The organism is Zobellia russellii (assembly GCF_018728565.1).
GTDB classification, from domain to species: Bacteria; Bacteroidota; Bacteroidia; order Flavobacteriales; family Flavobacteriaceae; genus Zobellia; species Zobellia russellii.
Genome location: NZ_JACSOI010000004.1, coordinates 410898 through 432724 on the forward strand (window position 1 = coordinate 410898; position 21827 = coordinate 432724).

The window sequence follows — 21827 nt, forward strand, 5'->3', positions numbered from 1 at the left end:
CTGATGATAAAAGAATATTTATCCAATAATGCTCATAAGTACGCTTCTAAGTGGCTGGTTTTAGCTATTGATGTAGTAATGATAGCTATTTCTTTCGTGTTATCATATATTATACGTTTTAACCTTACTTTGGACTTTGATATTGATAAGCTTTTTGTTCAATTGCCAATCATTTCATTGATAGCTTTGGCATCTTTTATTTTTACAGGATCTTATAAAGGGGTAGTTAGGCATACGGGTGTTAGGGATGTTTACAACATATTTAATGCTATTTGTCTGTCTAGTATTTTGTTGATTTCAATGGTTCTTTTTAATCGTGAATTAGGAGTTTTTGAAAACTTCACGGTACCATTAGGGATTATAATTATTCATAGTTTACTGAGTTTTGTTGCGTTAACTGCTTCCCGGTATGTCTTTAAGTCTTTGTACAGTACTTTTATGGCCCGTGATTTTAAGGTCAATAAGAATGTTCTGATATTTGGAGCGGGCGAGTCAGGTATATTAACCCAAAGTGCTCTCGTTAACCATACTAAAAGTAGGGTTAGGGTTGTTGGTTATATAGATGAAGATGAGAAAAAGGTTGGGAAACAGATAAACGGAGTAAAAGTTTTCCATAAAGATGTTTTGAACAAGGACTTTATATTGAAAAATAGTATATCCGAGGTTATTTTTTCTATTCAGAATATTGATCCTAAAGACCTTAAGGTGTTAGTTGAAGGTTTGGTTGATTTTCCTGTTCAGGTGAAAATTGTCCCTCCTGTAGAACAGTGGATTAATGGTGAGCTGAAAGTTTCTCAAATTAAACAGATTCAGATTGAAGATCTTTTGGATAGAGCTCCGATTAATATTAGAAACTCAAAAATCTCCGAAGAGGTTAAGAATAAAGTGGTATTAGTTACAGGAGGTGCAGGGTCTATTGGTAGTGAAATTGTACGTCAAGTTTGTACATATAATTATAAGTCGCTCATCGTGATAGATCAATCAGAATCTGCGTTATATGACTTGCAGCAGGAATTGAAACAAAATGGCTTTCATAATTTTATGCCTATTGTTGGAGATGTTCGCGATAAAAATAGATTAAATAATCTTTTTCAAGAATACAAGCCTAATATTGTGTTTCATGCTGCAGCATATAAGCATGTACCTTTAATGGAATACAATGCTTATGAAGCCATTAAAATAAATGTAGCGGGTACCAAAGTTGTAGCCGATTTATCTATTAGTCATAACGTAGATAAATTTATTTTCATTTCTACTGATAAAGCTGTTAACCCTACAAATGTAATGGGTGCTACAAAGCGAATTGCAGAAATGTACATTAGTTGTATGCAGCAAAAAGGAAAAACGAAATTTATAACAACGCGTTTTGGAAATGTGCTAGGGTCTAACGGTTCTGTAATTCCTCTTTTTAAGAAACAAATTGAAAAAGGTGGTCCGTTAACGGTTACCCATGAGAATGTGACTCGTTTTTTTATGACTATTCCAGAAGCTTCTCAATTGGTCTTGGAAGCGGGAGCTATGGGAGATGGAGGAGAAATATTTATTTTTGACATGGGTGAATCTGTAAAGATATTTGACTTGGCCAAAAATATGATAAAACTTTCCGGGCTTAAGTATCCAGAAGATATAGATATTAAAATAACCGGTTTGCGTCCAGGCGAAAAATTATATGAAGAGTTGTTGGCAAATGGGGAAAACACTTTGCCTACCTATCATAAAAAGATTATGATAGGAAAAACTAGAGAACTTGACTATATATTGGTAAGGTCTAAAATTGATGAGCTTTGCGTGTCCAATATGTTTTTTAATGAGAGCACAGTTAGCTTAATGAAAGAGATAGTTCCAGAATTTATATCTAATAACTCCGAATTATGTTTGTTAGATAAAAAAGACAAAACAACGACCAAGAATCATCCACTTAAAAAAGTTCTATAATTTTTTAATTTACTATCATTGCACCAAAATTTGAACACTATGTCCATTAAAAAAATGCTTTCACTTGATATTTTTCGTTTTTTCAAAACTGTTGCTCCTTTCTTAGCTGTTTCAGCAATCCTACTGTCCTCTTGTGCTACAAGAAAAGAAGTTGTGTATTTTCAGAATACAGGTGATTTTGAAACTTTGGTTGATAAAAACAGTTTTACTCCAAAATTTAAAGTTGATGATTTAGTAAGTATTTATGTGTCTACTCTAGATAGCGAGGCTAGTGCTCCGTTTAATCTTTTTCGTGGTGGATCTGAAGGTGGTATTCGACCAGAACAGGTTGATTATTTAATTGATAAAGATGGGGAAATAGATTTTCCAGTGATAGGTAAAGTGAAAATTGCAGGACTTTCAGGAGAAGAAGTCAGGGTTCTTCTAAGGGATAGACTTTCAGATTATTTGAAAGATCCTATAATAAATATAAGATTGCGAAATTTTAGTGTTTCTGTATTGGGGGAAGTCAATAGACCGGGAACGTATCCTGTAGATGGAGAGCGAATAACTATTCTTGAGGCCTTAGGCTTGGCCAATGATATGACTATCAAAGGTAGACGTGAAAATGTTATGGTAATCAGGGACTTTGATGGAACCAAGGTTTATACAAGAATAGATTTGACTAAAAAAGAAGCTCTTAGTTCTCCGGTATATTATTTAACTCAGAATGATGTGGTTTATGTTGAGCCTAATAATTCTGCAATAAAATCTTCAACTCTCGATAGCAGAATGTCTATTGCAGTTTCAATAGCGTCATTATTGATTACTTCAACAGTACTCTTGATTACAAGAACAAATTAAGGTTAGGCAATAGCACATTAGTATATGACATTAAAAAAACAAAATGAGCTTGAATAATCAAAATTCAATATCAAACAACTCGTTTGATTTTAAGGAAATACTCGCTACTTATGCAAAACATGTCAAATGGTTTGTGCTATCCGTAGTTTTTGCTTTAATTATTGCTTTTCTATATATTAGATATGCAACACCGCAGTTTGCGGTTCAAACGCAGATTCAGATATTGGAGGACAAAACATCTGGTTCCGAGCTTGATGTTTTTCAGGATTTAAATCTTTTAGGAGGAGGGAAAAATAAAGTAGAAGATGAATTACAACTCATAAGTTCTCGTTCAAATTTTATTAGAGTGGTTAAAGAACTAAATCTAAACACTCAAATCTTAGTTCAGGGAAATATTAAAGAAACGGAGTTGTACAAGAATCCACCTGTTAATCTGAACTTCATTGCTGCTGATTCTATATTAAATCGGGCGAATTTGGACTTTTTTATTACAATTTCGTCATCTACGACTTTTGGTTATACTGAAGAAGAAGACAAACCCGTGAAAATATATGCCTTTGGTAAAAACATCTCTACGCCTATAGGGGATATTGTTATAACACCAAATGTTGGAGTTTTTGAGGGTTATAAGGATAAAAAATTAAGAATTTCTGTAAAACCTATAGAAGATGTTGCTCAAGCGTATAGGAAACGAATTGTAGTTAGTAATCCAGGTGAGCTTTCTAATATTGTTAATATTATTTTGGAGGATCCTATCCGTGAAAAAGCTGCAAATATTCTTGATGCTTTAGTTAGAATATATAATGAAAATGCTATTCAGGATAAGCAGATTATTGCTGATCGTACCTCTAATTTTATTGACGAACGAATCGCTAATATTTCTTCTGATTTGGCAAGTGTTGATCAGTCGGCACAAGATTTTAAAACGGAAAAAGGTGTTACGGATATTGCAGCCGAAGCGAATGTCAACTTAAATGTGGGTGTTGCTAACCAACAAGAATTGGCAAATGCACGAAATCAGCTTAATATGGCTGCATCAATGCAAGAATTGGTTCAGCAACAAGGTAGTTACGAGGTTTTACCAACGAATATTGGACTTTCTGACCCAACAATAGCAAGTACTACGGATCGATATAACCAGCTAGTTCTGGAACGAAAGCGGCTTCTTAAAAGTTCAAATGAGAAGAACCCGGTAATTGTTAATTTAGATCAACAGATTGCTGGTTTGAAGAGAAGTATGCAATCTAGTTTAAGTAGTACCGTAAATAACCTTGGTCTTACGGTAAATTCTTTAAGTGGACAACAGGCACGATTTAATTCTAAGATTTACTCTTCGCCCGCAAATGAAAGAGCTTTAAGAGATATTACCAGGCAACAACAGACTACTGAATCTCTATATCTTTATCTCTTACAGAAGAGGGAAGAAGCGCAGATTTCTGCAGCTTCAAGCTCCCCTAAGTCTAAAATTGTAGATCAAGCTTATAGTATTAGTAAGTTGCCAGTATCGCCTAAAAAGTCAATTATATATCTAGCCTCGTTCATTTTAGGTTTGTTACTTCCCTTTAGCGTAATTTATGCAAAAGATCTTTTGGATAATAAGGTTCATAACATGCATTCGCTAGAAAAAGTGGTGAAAAATACACCAATTTTGGGTGAACTCCCTAGATTGACCAAGAAAGATGAAAAGCTTGTAGTAAAAGAAGATAGGTCAGTTCTTGCGGAGTCTCTTCGAATTATTCGTACGAATCTAGATTATTTGATAAAATCAAAACAGAAAAAATCAGGAAAGAGTAATATTGTTTTCGTTACATCTAGTGTCCCAGGTGAGGGTAAAACGTTTCTTTCTACTAACCTATCCATGATACTTGCAAGCACTAATAAAAAAGTACTTTTAATAGGTGCGGATATTAGAAATCCTAAGTTGTATACTTTTTTCTCAGGAGGTAATATTGATAATATGCAAAAACCTAGTAGAAATAAAGATGCCGGGCTTACTGAATTTCTGTATGACAACACTATTGGGATTAGGGATATAGTAAATCCTATGCTGGTTCATAGAAATACTATAGATGTGATTTACTCCGGTAGAATACCTCCTAACCCTGCTGAACTTTTAATGAGTGATAGAATAAAAGAATTGTTTGCCCAAGTTTCTGAAACTTATGATTACGTAATTGTAGATACAGCACCTTTAATGGTGGTTACGGATACACTTTTAATTAGTGAATATGCGGACTTACTTCTTTATGTAACTAGAGCAGGAGTAACAGAGACAAATGCCGTGGAATACCCAATCAAACTTCAAGAAGAAGGAAAAATCAAAGGGTTGTCATTTATTGTTAATGATGTAGATTCCTCTAACCTAGGTTATGGCGGGAAATATGGCTATGGCTATGGAAAAACTCAAAAAAAATGGTGGAAGTTTTAAATAATTTCACGAAAAAAATACCCCGAACTTATATTTGGGGTATTTTTTTAACTTTTATGAGTTGTTGTTATAAGCTAAATTTAGAGTTTAGAATTTAAGAAGTTCAATACAAGTAAATCTTCCCCCTGTAAATTTATCTAATCTAGTTCTACTTATTAATGAGTCAAAAATTAGGTTGTTCATAAATGCCTTATGGGTTGTAGAGTTTCAAGTCGATCGGTTATTTGCCGAGTATCAATCCTCTTTTAACGAAAAGCAGTAGGGTATTTCAGTCCCAAAGTGTTATTACATTATATTTGTCAGCCGTGTGTTAACACGCTAGATTTTGATACCAAACACTTAATTAGCATGAAAAAAAAGTACTTTTTAAAACTAGTTTTCACATGTCTCTCTATATATTTAGCGGGTCTTTCTAGTGTTAATGCACAATTAACCGATGAATTTGCCAAAGTTGATATTGTAACTGGGCTATCGAATGCAACTAACTTTAAATTTGCACCTGATGGCAGGATATTTATTCTAGATCGCTTTGGTGAAATCTTAATTTATAAACCTGACGAGCAATTTACAGTTTCAGCAGGTACTTTGCCAGTTTATCATGAGCATGAAGATGGTTTGGTGGGTGTAGCGATTGACCCGGATTTTGAAAATAACAATAAAATTTATCTTCATTATGCACCAATAGATTTTGTTGGCTATAGAGTTTCTAGGTTTAGTGTTGTTGAAGATATGGTAGACTTCAGCTCAGAGGAAGTTATTATTCAGTGGAATACCTCGAGGTCTGCATTATGGCATTCTGGAGGAGATATGGATTTTGATTCTCAAGGGAACCTTTATATAGCCACAGGTGATAACACTACTTATGGTAGTAAACTTTATTCGCCATTGGATGAAGATGATTCTGACTTTAGTGCAGAGAAGGCCTCATCTAATACAAATGATTTAAGAGGGAAAATTTTAAGGATTAAACCTGGTCCAGCCACAACTTACACAATACCAAGTGGAAATCTATTTGCCGCTGGAACTCCAAATACAAAACCAGAAATTTATGTAATGGGAGCTAGAAACCCTTATCGGATTTTTGTGGATAAAGAGCATAGTGATTGGTTGTTTTGGGGAGAGGTTGGTCCAGACGGAAATGTTGCAAGCGAATTAGGTCCAGAGGGTTTAGATGAAATTAATTTGACCAAACAAGCGGGTAACTATGGTTGGCCTTATTTTTCCGGTGCAGATAATGACCCTTACCAAATTTCGTATGCAAATCCAACATATTATAATAATCCAGCCGCTCCAGAAAATATTTCAAAATGGAATACTGGAGCGACGGTTCTGCCTCCAGCTCAAGAGGCATGGATTGAAAAATTCCATAAATGTTATTTAGCGGGATTTAGATATAATTATGATAATGAATTATTAGATCAACAACGTCTTCCTGCTGAATTTGATGGTTTATTCTTTTACTTTGATTTTAATACGAGTCGCATTTGGGCAGTAGAAATGGCTGCAGATGGTTCCATTATTTCTGAAGAAATGCTGGATGACGATGTGTTTCCAGGGTCTGGGAACAGTAGGGATGGCTACATCGATATGGAACTAGGTCCAGATGGTAAAATGTACATTTTGGCTTATGGAGAAGGTTGTTGCCCTCAGGATGTCCCTGAAGGTATTGGTAGACTTATTCAAGTTAATTATACGGGTATTACCACAAACTCTCCTCCCTCTGTAGTTATGTCGGCCGATGTGACTTTTGGACCTTTACCGTTAACTGTTAATTTTACTGGAGATCAGACTACTGATCCTAACGGGGATTCTCCTTTAAGTTATGCTTGGGATATAGATATAGACGGTACGGTCGATTATACTACGCCAAATATTTCACACTCATACACTACGAAAGGCACTTATACAGCACAACTTAAAGTTACGGACCCTGAAGGGGCTATTGGTGCTAAAACAATAAAAATTTATGCGGGTAATACACCTACTGAATTTAGTTTTAATTCGCCTGTAGATGGTGGCTTTTTTAATTGGAACGATGATGTAGATTTTAATTTGGTTGCTAATGATGCAGAAGACGGTGTTATTCCCTGTGAGGATATTAATGTGGTGCCATCTCTCGGACATGAAAACCATTTTCACGATGTTGGAAGTGTAGATCCATGCACATCAACTCTTAATTTAGATGATGGAGACCACCAAATAGATGGTAGTATGGATATTTTTTACGTTCTAAATGCGAATTATACGGATAATGATGGACTTATATCTAGAGGGCAAATACGAGTACATCCAAAGAGGAGGGAAGCTGAATATTTTGACAATCAAAGTGGCGTCACGATTGTACCGAATACGTATGAATTGGAAGGAGCTAAGGATGCTATACAGGTAGATAACAATTCATATATATCTTTTGAAGGACGTAATTTGATGAATATGAATGCCGTCAAGTACTTGGTGGCGTCAGACAATTCAGGTAGTACTATTGAACTTAGATTGGACAGCCCTACAGGTACCTTGGTAACAACCACAACTATACTTTCAACCGGAGGGAACGATAATTGGTTACATGTGCAAACTCCAATAAATAGTGTCCCAACAGGAAAGCATGATTTGTTTTTTGTATTTAAGAATGCTAGTTCATCACAGGATATCTTAAGATTAAATTATGTTGAATTTCTAGGCAATGGAGTTTCAGAAGATAACACACCTCCTGAAGTTCATGGTGTGCAACCTGATGGAAACAACGTTTTGGAGGTTAAGTTTTCCGAATACGTGGATGAGGGTACTGCAGAGAATGTGTCAAATTATTCAATTACCAACGGTGTATCTGTGCAAAGTGCAGAGCTTCAACCGGACGGGCAAACTGTATTTCTAAATACGTCTCTTTTAAGTGCGGATGTCGATTATAACCTTAGTATTTCCAATGTAGAGAACATTAGCGGTATTCCTATGGTAGCCGAGAGTTTTTCATTTTTTGTTTTCGAGGAAATTAGAATCAATACAGGTGGAAATCAAATTACCGGGCCTGGAGGAGAAATTTTTAAAGAAGATGAATACTTTAATTCTGGGAGTGAATACGGTAAAGCTGTAGACGTTGCAGGAACGGATGATGATGAATTGTATCAAACCGAACGTTACACCAATAATAAGGGCTCTTTTGAATATCAAATTCCGGTAGCTCTTGCTGGGGAGTATGATATAAGACTTCACTTTGCTGAAATATTCTTCGGTGTGGATGAAAATCAACTTGATAAGGGTGCTGGTGCTCGTGTTTTTAATGTTGTAATTGAGAGCAATGAGGTTTTGTCAAATTTTGACATACTTTCCGAAACAGACCCAGCAACAGCTTTGGTAAAGGAATTTGACAATGTTACGGTTACCGATGGCTTTGCTAGTATATTCTTTAATGGTGTGGTACAAAGTCCTAAAGTGAATGGGATAGAAATTTTATCAAAAGATACTTTTGAAGGAGGGACTCCTACAAATGCTAATATAACCATTACTTCACCTTCAAACGGTTGGGATGTTAACAAACCTTTCGAAGTTGCTTTCAGGGTAGACAATTGGGTTATTAATGAAGATGATACTCATATTCATTATTACGTAGATGGTGACTTAATAGATAAATACTATGGGTACGATCCTATCCCATTTAATGATTTAGCTGATGGAGAACATACGATTAGAATAGAATTATTTAATGCGGACCATACGGGTACTGGAATTTATGATGAAGTAGTGGTAAATGTAACAGGTTTGATAACTTGTAATGAAACTCCGTTTCCTGAATCGTGGGTTGTGCATGAATTTGACCCAAATCCTTATACAGTGGTCTATACCTTTGCAGATGACGATTTAGATGGAGATGGACTTAAAGATATTGTTACTGGCGGATGGTGGTATAAAAACCCAGGTTCAGCTTCTGGTAATTGGGAAAAGAATACTATAGGCAGCACATTCAAAAACGTCGCTCATGTGTATGATTTTGATGATGATGGAGATATGGACTTGTTGGGTACTACGGGCGAGTATACCGGAGCTCAATTGGTGTGGGCCCAGAATGATGGTAATGGTAATTTTACGGTCTTTGAAAATATTCCGGAAGGAGATACTGATTATGTAGAACCTTTCTTGGCAGGCCTTGCTGGCGGTGTATTTGATAATACAGGTACGTATAGAATGGCAATAAATTGGAACGGTGCCGAATCTACCGGTTCACCCATTCAAATGCTTACACCTCCGGATAAAAATAGTATAACCACCCAAACTTGGGATTTAATAGATATTAGTTTTGATTCTTCGGGAGAGGATATCCAAGCTGGAGATATTGATCAGGATGGTGATTTAGATTTATTTCAAGGTGTTAATTGGTTGCGAAATAATGGCGACCTAAATTTTGAAAAATTTGAAACCGGTGTAAATGATGCCTATTCTACAACAGCTGACCGTGCACAGTTGGCCGATTTTGATCGCGATGGTGATTTAGATGCGGTCGTCGGTCAATTAAGCCTTGGTAGTGGGGGAGAGGGAACAAGTCCTAGGACTCAATTTGCTTGGTTTGAAGCACCTTCAGATCCTACGCAGTTATGGATACGTCATGATTTGGATAGTGAGGTAAATGGGAGTTTAAGTGTATTTGCAATAGATATAGATTTCGACGGAGACAAAGATATTGTGGTTGGAGAGTGGAGGGGTGACAAACGCCTGATAGCATTCGAAAATGATCTTTGCGGTTCGGGAGAATTCAATAAAATTATTTTGGATGATGGTGCTCTAGGTTATGAACATCATGATGGTGCCAGAGTCGTAGATATTGATGCAGATGGAGATTTAGATGTTGTTTCTAATGGATGGTTAAATGATAAGGTGTTAAGGATATACGAAAACACTACACCACTTTTACAAGATAATAGACCAATTGCAAATGCGGGGTCCGATAAAATTATATCAACAACCAGTGTTACCTTAGTTGGTTCTGGAAATAATCCTGATGGCGGTTTAATCGTTTCATATGAATGGTCACAGCAAAGCGGACCTAGTATTGCAACATTAAGTGGAGACGCTACAACAGAGTTAACAGTTAGTGATCTTCAAGATGGTCTTTACGTATTTCGCTTGACCGTTACCGATGAAGAAGGGGATGTAGGGTTTGATGATGTATCAGTGACAAAATCAAGTACATCTATGGTAACTCGTATTAATAGTGGCGGGCCCAACTATAATTTCAATGGAACAAGTTGGGCGTCTGATCAGCATAGTAATGGAGGCGAGACTCTTTCGAACGCAATTGCTATAGCCAATACAGAGAACGATGTTCTCTATCAAACTGAAAGATACCGTACCACAGGTAGTCTAATTTATGATATACCTGTAGCTAATGGAGAGCATAGTGTTAATCTGCATTTTGCTGAGATTTATTATGGTGTACCCGGAGATGGTTCTGCAGGTGGCGCTGGTTCTAGGGTTTTTAATATTGATGTAGAAGGTCAAGAGCAAATTGAAAACTATGATATTTTTGTTGAAGCAGGAGGGGCTGCCACTGCTATAGTTGAAACATTTAACGGAATAAATGTAACGGATGGAAGCCTAACCATTACCTTAAGTCCTGTTACGGAATTTCCTAAAATATCGGGTATTGAAATAATAGAACCGGTTGTTGAAGGAGCTCCTACAGCAGATGCTGGTGAGGACCAAATGTTGACCTTACCTGATAATAGTACGGTAATCTCAGGATCAGGTTCAGACCCTGATGGAGGGACTGTTACTTTCGCGTGGACACAAGAAAGTGGACCTAACACGGCTACATTAAATGGCGATAATACGGCTGAACTCTCAGTTAGTAGTATGGTTGAAGGTGTCTATGTCTTTAAATTGACGGTAACAGATGATGAGAATCAAACGGTTACAGACGAAGTAAAGGTTACCGTAGTTCCAGAAAATGGTCTCTTAGCGATTGCCGAAGCTGCACCAAAGGAGGGTAAAGCCCCTTTACAGGTAACTTTTACGGGTAGTAATTCAATTGGTGATATTGAAAATTATTTTTGGGATTTCAATAATGGGAATACATCAGGGGAAGCAGATAGTGCAAGTACCTTCCTAGAAAATGGAGTCTACGAGGTAGTCCTTACAGTTACCAATGCCGGTGGAGAAACACATTCGGATACAGTGGTTATAACAGTTTCCGAAACTTTAGAAGGAGATAAAATGGGTTATATTTTAGAAAAGAATCCTATTAAAGAAGGCGTAGCCAATGTTAGAATTTTAAATCAACCGGAAGATTTCATGATGTTGGGCATTAATTTACTTGACCAGCAAGGTAGATTAATTAGTGGAATCAATGCGGATGAAGTAGTGATGGTTGGGGCTGATACATATCAAATCCCTGTTTATCTTTTACGAGACGGTATCTACTTCTTGAGTATAGCCAATAATAAAGGAAAACCAGTAACCATGAAAATACTGGTACAGAATTAAGAAATTGATAACTGGATATAAAAAAATGCCGCTAATTCAGCGGCATTTTTTTTATGCTATTTTCGTATGTGAAAATTATTAAATTTATTTAGTAGAAGTTCTGAATAGAATTATTGATTAAAGGTAGAACCTGATCTACCATTTTTTTAGAAAGGGTTATTTTCTTTAGTGCATTCAGCTGATTCATATTATGAATATCCGAAGCTACAAAATCTATTAAGCCGTTATCTAGAAGCTCTAATGCCATTTTGGGCACTTCTTTACCGTAATATTCACTAAGTGATAATAGGTTCATTTGAAAGAGAATACCATTGTCTTTATATTCTTGGTACCTTTTCTTTCTATGATGTAAAAAGCCATATCTTTCTGGGTGTGCCAAGATTGGGAAAAAACGCTTTGAAGCGGTTTTCACAATAGCTTCGTCAAAGTTGATAGGCGGCTGCAAATAGGACATTTCTACCAATAAATAACTTTTTTTCATTGGCATAACACCGTCGTTTTCCAGTAGGTTTTCAAAGTTGTCATCAATCATATGCTCCGCAGATGCTTCTATGGATATTTCCTTTAAATCATTTTGTAGCAATGCGTTTTTTAACTCGGTAAGAGCGGCATTTATGGTTTCTTTTGTATTAGGGTAATAGTTGGACATGATATGTGGAGTGGCAACAAAATGAGTGATACCCAATTCAGCCAAAGCTTTTATAAGAGCAATGGAATCATCCACTGTTTTTGCTCCATCATCTATACCTGGCAATAGGTGATTATGAATGTCAATAAAACCATCTAGGTAGTCGACTAAATATTTTTTCTTATTGAAAAATTGAAACATGTATAGTGGTTTCGTTATTATGTATGAGTTATAACGGACAATGCCGATATTTATGATGTTTTGTATAGTGCAAAGATAAGTTAGAACCACCATAATGAGAATAATTCTTAACATCTTTACAGTATGGTACAAATAACAAAGCGGAGATATATACAATTGGACATATCTCCGCTTTAGTAAAATCTAAATCCTATTAGAAATTAACTGATACTTTTCCTCTTAAATAAAAAGGTATACCTGGTGTAAAATGTATTTCTTCAACAGGAGCGGTTTCGTTAAACAGTCTGCTTTCCGTTGCGAATTGGGTTTCGTTCCATTCGGTGTCAAAAAGGTTTTCTACAATAACGCCCAGTGTCCAGTTCTTTATGGAATAATTTAAATTTAAGTCGGTTACAAAATAACCTTCTGCTACAATTGAATTATCCTCGTTTGCCGGTCTATCTTTTACATATTTATAGTTTATTCCACCTGAGAAATTCTTAATATCAATAAATGACAACCCGGCTGTGGAAGTCAAATCTGGCGCAAGGGGAATAAGGTCTTGTCCATCTGGATCTTCTGAACTTCTGGCGTAAGTGTAATTTACGTCTCCATTAGCATAAAGCCAATCGGTAATTTGGTAGCGTAAACCAAAATCAACCCCGAGTCTCTTTGTTTTTCCACTTGGTTCTACTATACCGGCATCACCAACATAGACGAACTCTTGTTCTAAAAACAATGTCCACAAAGCGGCATTAATAACCAATCTGTCTACTGGTTTGTAAATTGCTCCTAAATCCGCTCCATAGGCCAAGGGAAGAATTTCCTTGCCATTGTTTGCGGTTACCACTCTAGTATCATTTGAATGGTATCCAATACCCGATTTAGCAAAAAGCTGCAAATTGGAAGTTGGAGCATAAATAACATTAAACTTTGGACCTAGAAAAAGCTTGTTCTCGCTTTTGCTATCATAGGTTTCGGTAAGGTTATTTACATAATCAAACATAAAATAGTCTAATCGGAGACCAGTGTTTAAAGTCCATTTATTTTTTTTATAGGTTACATCAAAAAAACCATAGGCATTTAACTCGTTAACATCTCCATAAGCCAAACGCTCCAATAGGGTTTGACGGTTTTTTGTTCGGGATAGTTGAACATCGTTAACATCGTCATACCTAAAACCTATTCCTGATTCATATTTTAATTGAGAATCATGGTCTCCAACATGAACGGAATGCTCGTAGCTTGTTTCGGCACCAATTATGGTGCGGTCTTCAAATTGTCTTATTTGGTCCCCGTTTACTGGATCTTCCAAGAAGAACGTAAAGTTGGAAAAGAGCTCAAAATCATACTTTGTCAAATAAGCCTTAGACTTTACCCTAGAATGTTCATCTAGTTGTTTGGTATGGTTAAGGAGAATATTGCTGCGGCTTGTGTTTCCTCCCTCAGTATCATCAATTGCTCCAAATCTACCTATTAAACCTGCATCTACGGCTCTTTGCGGAACCTGACCGGAAGCATCCCATTTGCTTTGAAAATGAGAAAGTGTAATGCTCAAATCTTGGTCTTTACGATTGTTAAAAGTATATCGCCCCATAATATTAAGACGATTGAAGTTTTGAGACGAATCAAACGGGCCATCTGTTAAAACCAACTCAGAAGCTAAATAAGCATTGCTAAAATCACTTTCGGCCACTTTGAACATACCTACGGTGCGCAAGGTGTTGAATTGACCAATTTCTGCCGAAATCAAGTTGTTTTCTAGTTTGCGTTTCGTTTTTAAATCGATGTACCCTGCGGTATTAAAATTTCCTTTGTTTGCATAATAAGGGCCTTTTCCAAAGTCAATATTATCAATGGTTTCGGGGATTATAAAGTGCATATCCGAATACCCTTGCCCATGAGCATGAGATACCATGTTTACAGGTAGGCCGTCTACATTAATGGCTAAATCCGTTCCGTGGTCAATATCAAATCCTCTTAAGAAAATTTGCTCGGCTTTTCCACCTCCGGCATGTTGGCCAATGATTAATCCAGGTACTTTTCGCAGAATTTCCTGCGAAGATTTAACAGGGTTTGCTTTAACATCAACATTTACAAAGTTACTAAGGGCATTTACTTTTGAAACCAGTACCACTTGCTCCAAAGAAACGGCAGACTCTATTAGGGTGATATTTGTGTTGCTGTCTAAAAGCGATTCCGTAATAGTAAGTTGATGATTTTTATAGCCTAAACTATAGAAATAAATAACATCCCCAATGGATATGTCATCTAGTTCAAAATATCCGGAAACATTGGTATATGTATACCCGCCGGTAGTTTTGTTATATACGCCAACACCTTCTAGGGCAATTTGTTTTTCGTTCGTTACCGTACCACTAAGGTCATGGGCCTGGACCACAAGACCAAAAGCTAATAGTACTATAAGAGTAATATGTTTTTTCATAATAAACAAGATTGAAATATAGTGAACATACAAGCGTATCCATAGACATATATAGACATGACTTGATGCTGAATAAAAAAATAAAATGTAGGGGTAAACCTTAACAGGAAATGGGGAAGTTGGTTGGTTGTGGGGGCTCTTTTAAAACGGTAAAATAACCTAGTTTTAGGTTACTTTCTATGGTTTTAAAATTCGCTAAAGATTTCATTGCCGCAATATGATAAAACTCCGGATAAGCTGTAGTAATATGCTTATCAAACTTAAAATCTGTTAATAGCGAGTCTTCTGTTGATTCATTGGCGCCGGAAGCATCAAAAATGGCGTCAATTAAATTAATAAAATTATGCTCATGCCTATCAACATCTGTATGATGATGACTATAGTGGGTATTATTTTCATGAATGGAGGAGTCATGGCCAATTACCGAATCAGGCATTTCCAAAGCGTGAGAAACTTCGTGAAAAACAGTGCTTATTTTTTGATGCAATGGATTTAAAATATAGCACAAAGCGATTATCAACGCTACATATTTTATAAGCGTTGGCTTTGTTGAACGGCTAAAATTTTCTTTTTTGCTCTGCATTCAGTTTTACTTACGGAAACAGGGTACTAAAGGTTTTATTTTTCTAGAAGAGATGTTAAGGTTTCTTCTATATAGGTTGCATATTCTGCAATTGTGGGCATCTCAAATATTTTATTTAAAGGGAAATTATATTCAATTTCCTCGTTAATCCGGGCAGTGACACGTATTGCTGCTAGTGAATGACCTCCTAAAGAAATAAAGTTATCATGTACGCCAACATTGTTCAATTTCAAAACTTCGGCCCAAATATTCTCCAGTAGTTCTTCTATTTCATTTCTTGGTGCTGTATATGATGTGTCCATAGCCAGCTGTACCGACGATAGGTTTTTTAAACTTTTCTTATCAATTTTTCCGTTGGAAGTCAATGGCATTTCCTCCAAGTGTTTATACACAGATGGAAGCATATATGAAGGAAGTTGTTGGGCCAATAAATTTTGTAATTTTTTAATGGACAAGTCTTTTTTACCTGTGTAATAAGCAACCAACTTAGAGTTGTTTTCCCAGTCTGGATGTGAAGGGGTATACCCAATTTCGTGCATGATTCGCAAAACCTCCTTCTCATCAATTACCTCGTTTATTTCTTCAAGGCTTTCGTTTCTAGTCTTATGGCCTAATCGTACATCCCAACTATATGGAAAAGAGTAATTGCTATACCCTAAATCCTTTTTATGGACATAAATACCAACTTGGTTAATAAGGCAGTTCGTAGATCTGCCGGTATCCGTAGGTCTTATCCAGCCTGCTTTCTCTTTTAGATAAACCAGCATTTCTTCTAAACTGACATCACTAAACCTATAAAAATCTACAAATTCTACTTTTTCAAAAACACTTTCGTCTTCAAAAATGGATACATCTAAAAGTCGTTTTACGGCATCCGACTCTTGGTGATATAGTTTTCTTGCTTCCAAAATGGTGTCGTCAATTTTTGAGGGATCCAATTCCTCATCCCAAAAAAGTTCTTCGGTAAGTCGGGTTTCAAAAAACTGACCACGACTTAGACCGGTAACTATAAATGGAATTTGTTTCTCAAGTGCTATTTTGGTGCTCAGGGTATAAATGGTCTTAAAGCACCCATTGCAAACGTTGTGGTGTTGATTAAGACTATCTACGAATATTTCGTTCATATGAGGTGTTCGTCCATAGATGTGGTCTACACCCAGCTCTTTTACAATACGGTCAACATTTGCTTTTGCCTGTTCGGAAATATAGCCATTATCCATAGTGAAGGCTAAAACATTGAGCCCCATATTTACCAAGCGTGCAAGAACATAGGTGCTGTCTTTTCCACCACTTAAAAGTGAAATGCAATCATAACTGCGATTTTGGCCTCTTTTTGATGTTAAGAGCGAAACCAACTGTTCATCATTTTTAAAATAGCGTTCGGTTTTGTCTTTATAGGTTTCGAACGCAGTACATAAATGACAAACCCCATCCTCATTAAAATCTGCGTTTGGGTAGTTAGAAGGTAATCCGCATGTTGTACAGTTTACTACCTCTTCTTCAGGGGTAGTTTCTTTGTTCTCAACTAATACTACTGCACAATTGGTTATTTCAGGAACCTTAAGGAGGTTACTTTCTATATCCGCAAGTTCTATACGGTATCCTCTAAGTTTTACTTGCTCATCTAGGCGACCAATATATTCAAACTCCCCATTTTTATTCACTCTGCCCAAATCTCCAGTTTTGTACATTTTAGTTTCAGGTGAAAAAGGGTTTTCCTCAAACTTTTCTGCCGTCATGCTAGGGATATTGACATATCCGTCAGATAACCCAGCACCACTTAAATAGAGCTCACCAATGACACCATTGGGGACCTGATTTTTATAGGTATCCAAAATATAGGCGTTCATGTTTGAAATAGGAAGACCTATTGGCACGGAACTCGCTGTGTGTTTATCTTGGTCGTATCTTGAGACAATACAGCCCACAGTGGCTTCCGTAGGACCATATTCGTTATATATTTTTAATTCCGAAGGAAATGCTGCCTGTACTGTTTTTGCTAAGCTCGATTTTAATTCCTCACCACCAACAATCATGGTGTGTATATAGGAGGTTTCTAGTTTCTTGTCTTTTAAAAGAGATAGATGGGAAGGGGTGAGCTTAATACAATTTACCAGATTATCCTCTGTAACTTTCAACAGACTTACGTCCGGCCCGGTAGTGGGTTCTTTATAGATATTGATTCTACCACCACTTACTAAAGGTAAAAGGGTAGAGGTGATGGTCAGGTCAAAACCTATGGACGTAAAAAGCGGAAAAACCGATTTTTGATTAACGCTATAAGCTTCCTTTGCCCAGAAAATATAATTAGACAACGCCCCGTTTGAAATTAAGACGCCCTTGGGTTTGCCTGTGCTCCCAGATGTGTAGAGTATATACGCTAAACTTGTGGGTTCGTTTTGTATTTCAATATCGGTAACCGGTTGTTCTTTAATAATTGAACGTTCTTTTTGGATATCTAGAATGCCAATATCTGGCACTTCTATTTTTGAAATGAGTTCGCTTTGACTAAGTAAAAGAGCGCTCTGAGAATTTGAAATGATGTATTTAATTCGTTCCGCTGGTTGGTCCGATGAGACGGGAATGAATGCTGCACCTGTTTTTAGAACGGCTAATATGCTGATTATGTAGTCTGAACTGCGATAAAAATGAAGAGCCACTCTACTTTGCTTATCAACACCTTTACTTTTTAAATAATGTGCTAGTTGATTGGCCTTTTTGTTTAATGAGCTATAGGTGAGAATTTCATTCCCCGCTTGTAGCGAAACGGAATTTGGATGTTGTTCCTGATTATGTTGAAAGCTACTTAAAATAGATTGAAATTGTGTAAATGATATATCTTCACTATTAGATTCTAAAGGTTCAATAGGTAGTAGTGCGGGTTTAAATATGGATTGTTCAAAATCTTCTAAAAAACCGTCTAGGATGTTCAGAAAATGATTGGGCATTTCTTCTGCGGTAGCTTTTGAAAAAGTGTGGCAATTTGTGTCAAAAGCTATTTTGAACGCACCGCTTTTGTTCATGTCATAGACGTGGGTGCGGAGCGCATGATTGCTGTCCATATGGTCGGAATGCAGCCATTCGGTTTTTGTAGGAAAGCCGTTAAAATCAGGAAAATCTGCGTGTATGTAGTTTAAAATGGCATTAAAACTAGCATTGGTGTTAGGTGTTGCACACCCAGGGCTTACATTTCGTAAATATGCATTTGTTTCAACTTTAACTCGGTTAAAAAGACTGATGAACGTATCGTCTTCCTCAATTTCAATCACTAGGGGGAGAACTTCAATAAAAAGCCCGGCAGTTTTCTGAAAATCCCGGGTAGGACGATTATGTGCTGGCGCACCAATTGCTATTTTATGTTGTCCGCTTACCCGGTGAATATAGCTAAAATATAGCGTGAGGAATAAGTTAAAGACTGTCAGGTCTTCCGTCCATCCCCTAAACTCCGGTTGTTTTGCTAAATCCCGTAATTTCTGAGAACGTTCGGCTCCAAGGTGAACATAGGTGCGCCTGGCTTCGGTACTTTTTTTAAGCTTTTCTCCGTAAAATTGAGGTAGCTCTAATGTATCTTTCGTTTTATCTATCCAATAGTTTTGGCTATCAGCACCTGATTTGGTTGTAATCTGGTCATTTTCATATTTTATATAATCTGAAAACGATGGAAAATCTTGTAATGGGGCGGTTACCTTTTCCAATTCGTTTTGGTAAAAGGAATTCATCCGATTATAAAGAATGGAATTGGATACGGCATCCGTCACCAAATGGTGAAGCTTTAAAAACCAAATGTTGTTGTTCGGGCCGGTTCTCAATAGAGCAGTATGAAATACCCTTTTTGAAATATCCATGCACTGCAATGTACGTTGGCAGAGCCATTCATCAACAGCAATATTGTCATTGTTATTGGTAAAGTCTACAAGTTCCAATGAAAAATCTATTTCATTAAGAATGGTCTGTATTGGATTTCCTTGTTCTTCGGAAAAGACCATCCGAAGTATATCTGTCGCATTGATAAGTTTTTGAAATGCCTTTTCGAATAGGGTATGGTTTATTTCTCCTTCTATTTTAAAGGTGTATACCACGTTGTGAAGCGGAACATTTGAATGCATTCGCTGACCGGCCCAAAGTGCAGACTGACTTTTTGTAAGAGGTAGAAATGTATCTTTTTGATTACTCTTCATGATTAAATCTGCTTCGTGTCGGTATCTTGTTTGCTGTCTATAAATCTTAGCATTTGGTTTATGGTCATGAAATTTTCAATGGTCATCTCCTCTGGTAGTACCTTTATAGCTGCTTCGGTTTCAATAAAAAGAATTAACTGTACCATTCCAATAGAATCAACAAGTCCAGACCCCAAAAGGTCTTCATCAACCTCTATTTCTTCAATAGGTTCTGAGGCTAATTTATTTTTGATGTACGATACTATCTTGTCTTTCATATTTCGTTTTCTTCCAATAATTTACCTATTTCTTTTCGGCTTATTTTTCCGGAACTGGTTCTTGGAAAATCATCCATAAATTCTATGGTTTTTGGAACAGCATAGGAGGGAAGTTCTATTTTACAGAACTCCATGAGATAGGTAAGGTTTATGCAGGAATCTTTAGAAGGTTTTATTACCGCGGCGAGTTCTTGTACTTCCTCTTCTTTTCCTAACACCAGAACCGCTACTTCTTCAACATCTTTATATTTTAATAAGGTTAGTTCTATTTCGTCCAACTCAACGCGATAGCCTCTAAGTTTTATTTGCCGGTCATTTCTGCCTAAAAACAATAATTCTCCTTTTGGGTTAAGTTTAACCAAATCACCGGTCTTATAATAAACATGGTCGTATCCTTCCGCTATGGTTACTTTATGAAAGGAACGTTCCGTTAGCGATTTGTTGTTCCAATACCCTTGCATCATAGTTGCGGAGCGTACTGCTAACTCTCCAGATTCATTAGAGCTTACATCGTTATTATTTTGATCAAGTATTTTAAACTCGGTGTTGCCCCAAACATTACCAATAGGAATAGGGTCATCTGTTTTAGGAGGCTCCGGTAGATGGTAATAGGTACAAAGAATAAGTTCTGCCGGACCGTATAGATTACTGAACTTGGCATGCGGCCATTCGTTCATGAGTGCTCTAAGGTGTTTAGTGATAAAAACCTCACCGGCAAAAAGCACCCATCGTAGAGAACCGAAGTCATTTTTACTTAATGTACCACTATTTAAAAGCTGGATTAACATAAGGGGAACGCTATACCAGACTGTAATTTTTTCATTTGCGATAAGTGCACTTAGGCTTGCTGGCATTTTTAAATGGGCATCTGGAATAATAACCGTAGTGGCGCCAACCAATGGAGCTACAAAATAGCCAAAAGTGGAAGGGTCAAAATGAAGCGGAGCGGGATTCCCAAAAACATCATCAGAGTTAAAGCCGTAAGTGTCAGCAGCAATTTTGGCCAAGCTCAAGGCACTGTAATGCGTATGCATAATACCTTTTGGAACTCCTGTTGAACCGGACGTATAAAGAATAAATGCTAAATCTTGCTCCAAAATATTGGGCGCAATGAAACCATCAGTTGAAACCGAGAAAATCTCATCCCATGAAATGGATTGCGTTGTGTTTTTAAGGGTATCTCCAATAATTGTTTTTATTGGACTTTGCTCGTTCAGCAAGTTGTCTATCTTTCTTCTTTTTGTAGGAGTGGTTACCAGACACGTAATTCCACAATCATTTATAATTGCAAGTGTTCGGTTAATTGGGGTAAAAGGGTCTAAGGGAACATAGACAGCTCCGGCTTTTAAGATTCCGTATACTGCAATACAGGTTTCCAAACATCTGTTCATATATATACCAATACGGTCACCTTTCTTAATACCTAATGAGATAAGGTATGAGGCTAGCTGATCGGTTTTTTTGTGAAGGTCTCCATAAGACATAGTTTCCTCCAAATAGCGAAAAGCTTCACTTTGGGGTGATGCAATTGCTACACTGCCCAACAATTGTGGTAAGGTGTAAGTTGATTCCAAATTCACGGTCTAGTTGATATCATACCACAAACCATGAGGACTTCAAACAGTATTGAAATCTTCTGATTCATAGCTTGGCTAAGTTAATTTATGATTTGGAGCTTATCAAATTTAAAAGTAATTCAATAACTGATTTATAGGTCAATCATCGAAAAATACTGAATTTTACCTAATGTTTTATAAATTAAATTAATATTGAAGGGTGTTTTGTTGATAAATTGATATTACGGTGAATTTAATTAATCCTATCTGAACCATAAGAATATCATTTTGTCAGTATAAACTATAGACCATTTTCAAT

10 protein-coding genes are annotated in these 21827 nt (G+C 36.7%); 4 read left to right on the forward strand and 6 right to left on the reverse strand.

Annotation, left to right across the window (positions count from 1 at the left end; all coding sequences use genetic code 11):
• Nucleotides 1–3 precede the first annotated feature (3 nt).
• The 4 genes from H9565_RS12225 to H9565_RS12240 all read left to right on the forward strand — a co-directional run bounded on the left by H9565_RS12225 (nucleotide 4) and on the right by H9565_RS12240 (nucleotide 11680).
• Nucleotides 4–1935, forward strand: a complete 1932-nt coding sequence (locus H9565_RS12225) for a polysaccharide biosynthesis protein (protein WP_215440011.1) — start codon at nucleotides 4–6, stop codon at nucleotides 1933–1935.
• 39 nt (nucleotides 1936–1974) lie between these two features.
• Nucleotides 1975–2778, forward strand: a complete 804-nt coding sequence (locus tag H9565_RS12230; protein ID WP_246560579.1) for a polysaccharide biosynthesis/export family protein — start codon at nucleotides 1975–1977, stop codon at nucleotides 2776–2778.
• A 43-nt stretch (nucleotides 2779–2821) separates the two neighbouring features.
• Entirely contained in the window at nucleotides 2822–5206 is a 2385-nt protein-coding gene (locus H9565_RS12235) for a GumC family protein (protein WP_215440013.1), read from the forward strand.
• A 348-nt stretch (nucleotides 5207–5554) separates the two neighbouring features.
• The gene (locus H9565_RS12240; protein ID WP_215440015.1) at nucleotides 5555–11680 is read left to right on the forward strand and encodes a malectin domain-containing carbohydrate-binding protein; all 6126 of its coding nucleotides are present in this window, start codon (nucleotides 5555–5557) and stop codon (nucleotides 11678–11680) included.
• An 88-nt stretch (nucleotides 11681–11768) separates the two neighbouring features.
• Here the strand turns inward: H9565_RS12240 and H9565_RS12245 are convergent, their stop codons facing one another.
• The 6 genes from H9565_RS12245 to H9565_RS12270 all read right to left on the reverse strand — a co-directional run bounded on the left by H9565_RS12245 (nucleotide 11769) and on the right by H9565_RS12270 (nucleotide 21526).
• Complete coding sequence (locus H9565_RS12245) at nucleotides 11769–12509, reverse strand: tyrosine-protein phosphatase (RefSeq protein ID WP_215440017.1); 741 nt, start codon at nucleotides 12507–12509, stop codon at nucleotides 11769–11771.
• A 193-nt stretch (nucleotides 12510–12702) separates the two neighbouring features.
• Nucleotides 12703–14934, reverse strand: coding sequence for a TonB-dependent receptor (locus H9565_RS12250; protein ID WP_215440019.1), 2232 nt, complete (start codon nucleotides 14932–14934; stop codon nucleotides 12703–12705).
• A gap of 100 nt (nucleotides 14935–15034) precedes the next feature.
• Nucleotides 15035–15517, reverse strand: coding sequence for a hypothetical protein (locus tag H9565_RS12255; protein WP_215440021.1), 483 nt, complete (start codon nucleotides 15515–15517; stop codon nucleotides 15035–15037).
• Between the two features lie 35 nt (nucleotides 15518–15552).
• Nucleotides 15553–19695: a non-ribosomal peptide synthetase gene (locus H9565_RS12260; protein WP_215440023.1), complete on the reverse strand. Its 4143-nt coding sequence runs from the start codon at nucleotides 19693–19695 to the stop codon at nucleotides 15553–15555.
• A 2-nt stretch (nucleotides 19696–19697) separates the two neighbouring features.
• A complete protein-coding gene (locus tag H9565_RS12265; protein WP_215440025.1) occupies nucleotides 19698–19952 on the reverse strand; it encodes an acyl carrier protein in 255 nt (84 codons plus the stop codon).
• Nucleotides 19949–21526, reverse strand: coding sequence for an amino acid adenylation domain-containing protein (locus tag H9565_RS12270; RefSeq protein WP_215440027.1), 1578 nt, complete (start codon nucleotides 21524–21526; stop codon nucleotides 19949–19951). The genes H9565_RS12265 and H9565_RS12270 overlap by 4 nt, the downstream gene beginning before the upstream one ends.
• Between the last annotated feature and the right edge of the window lie 301 nt (nucleotides 21527–21827).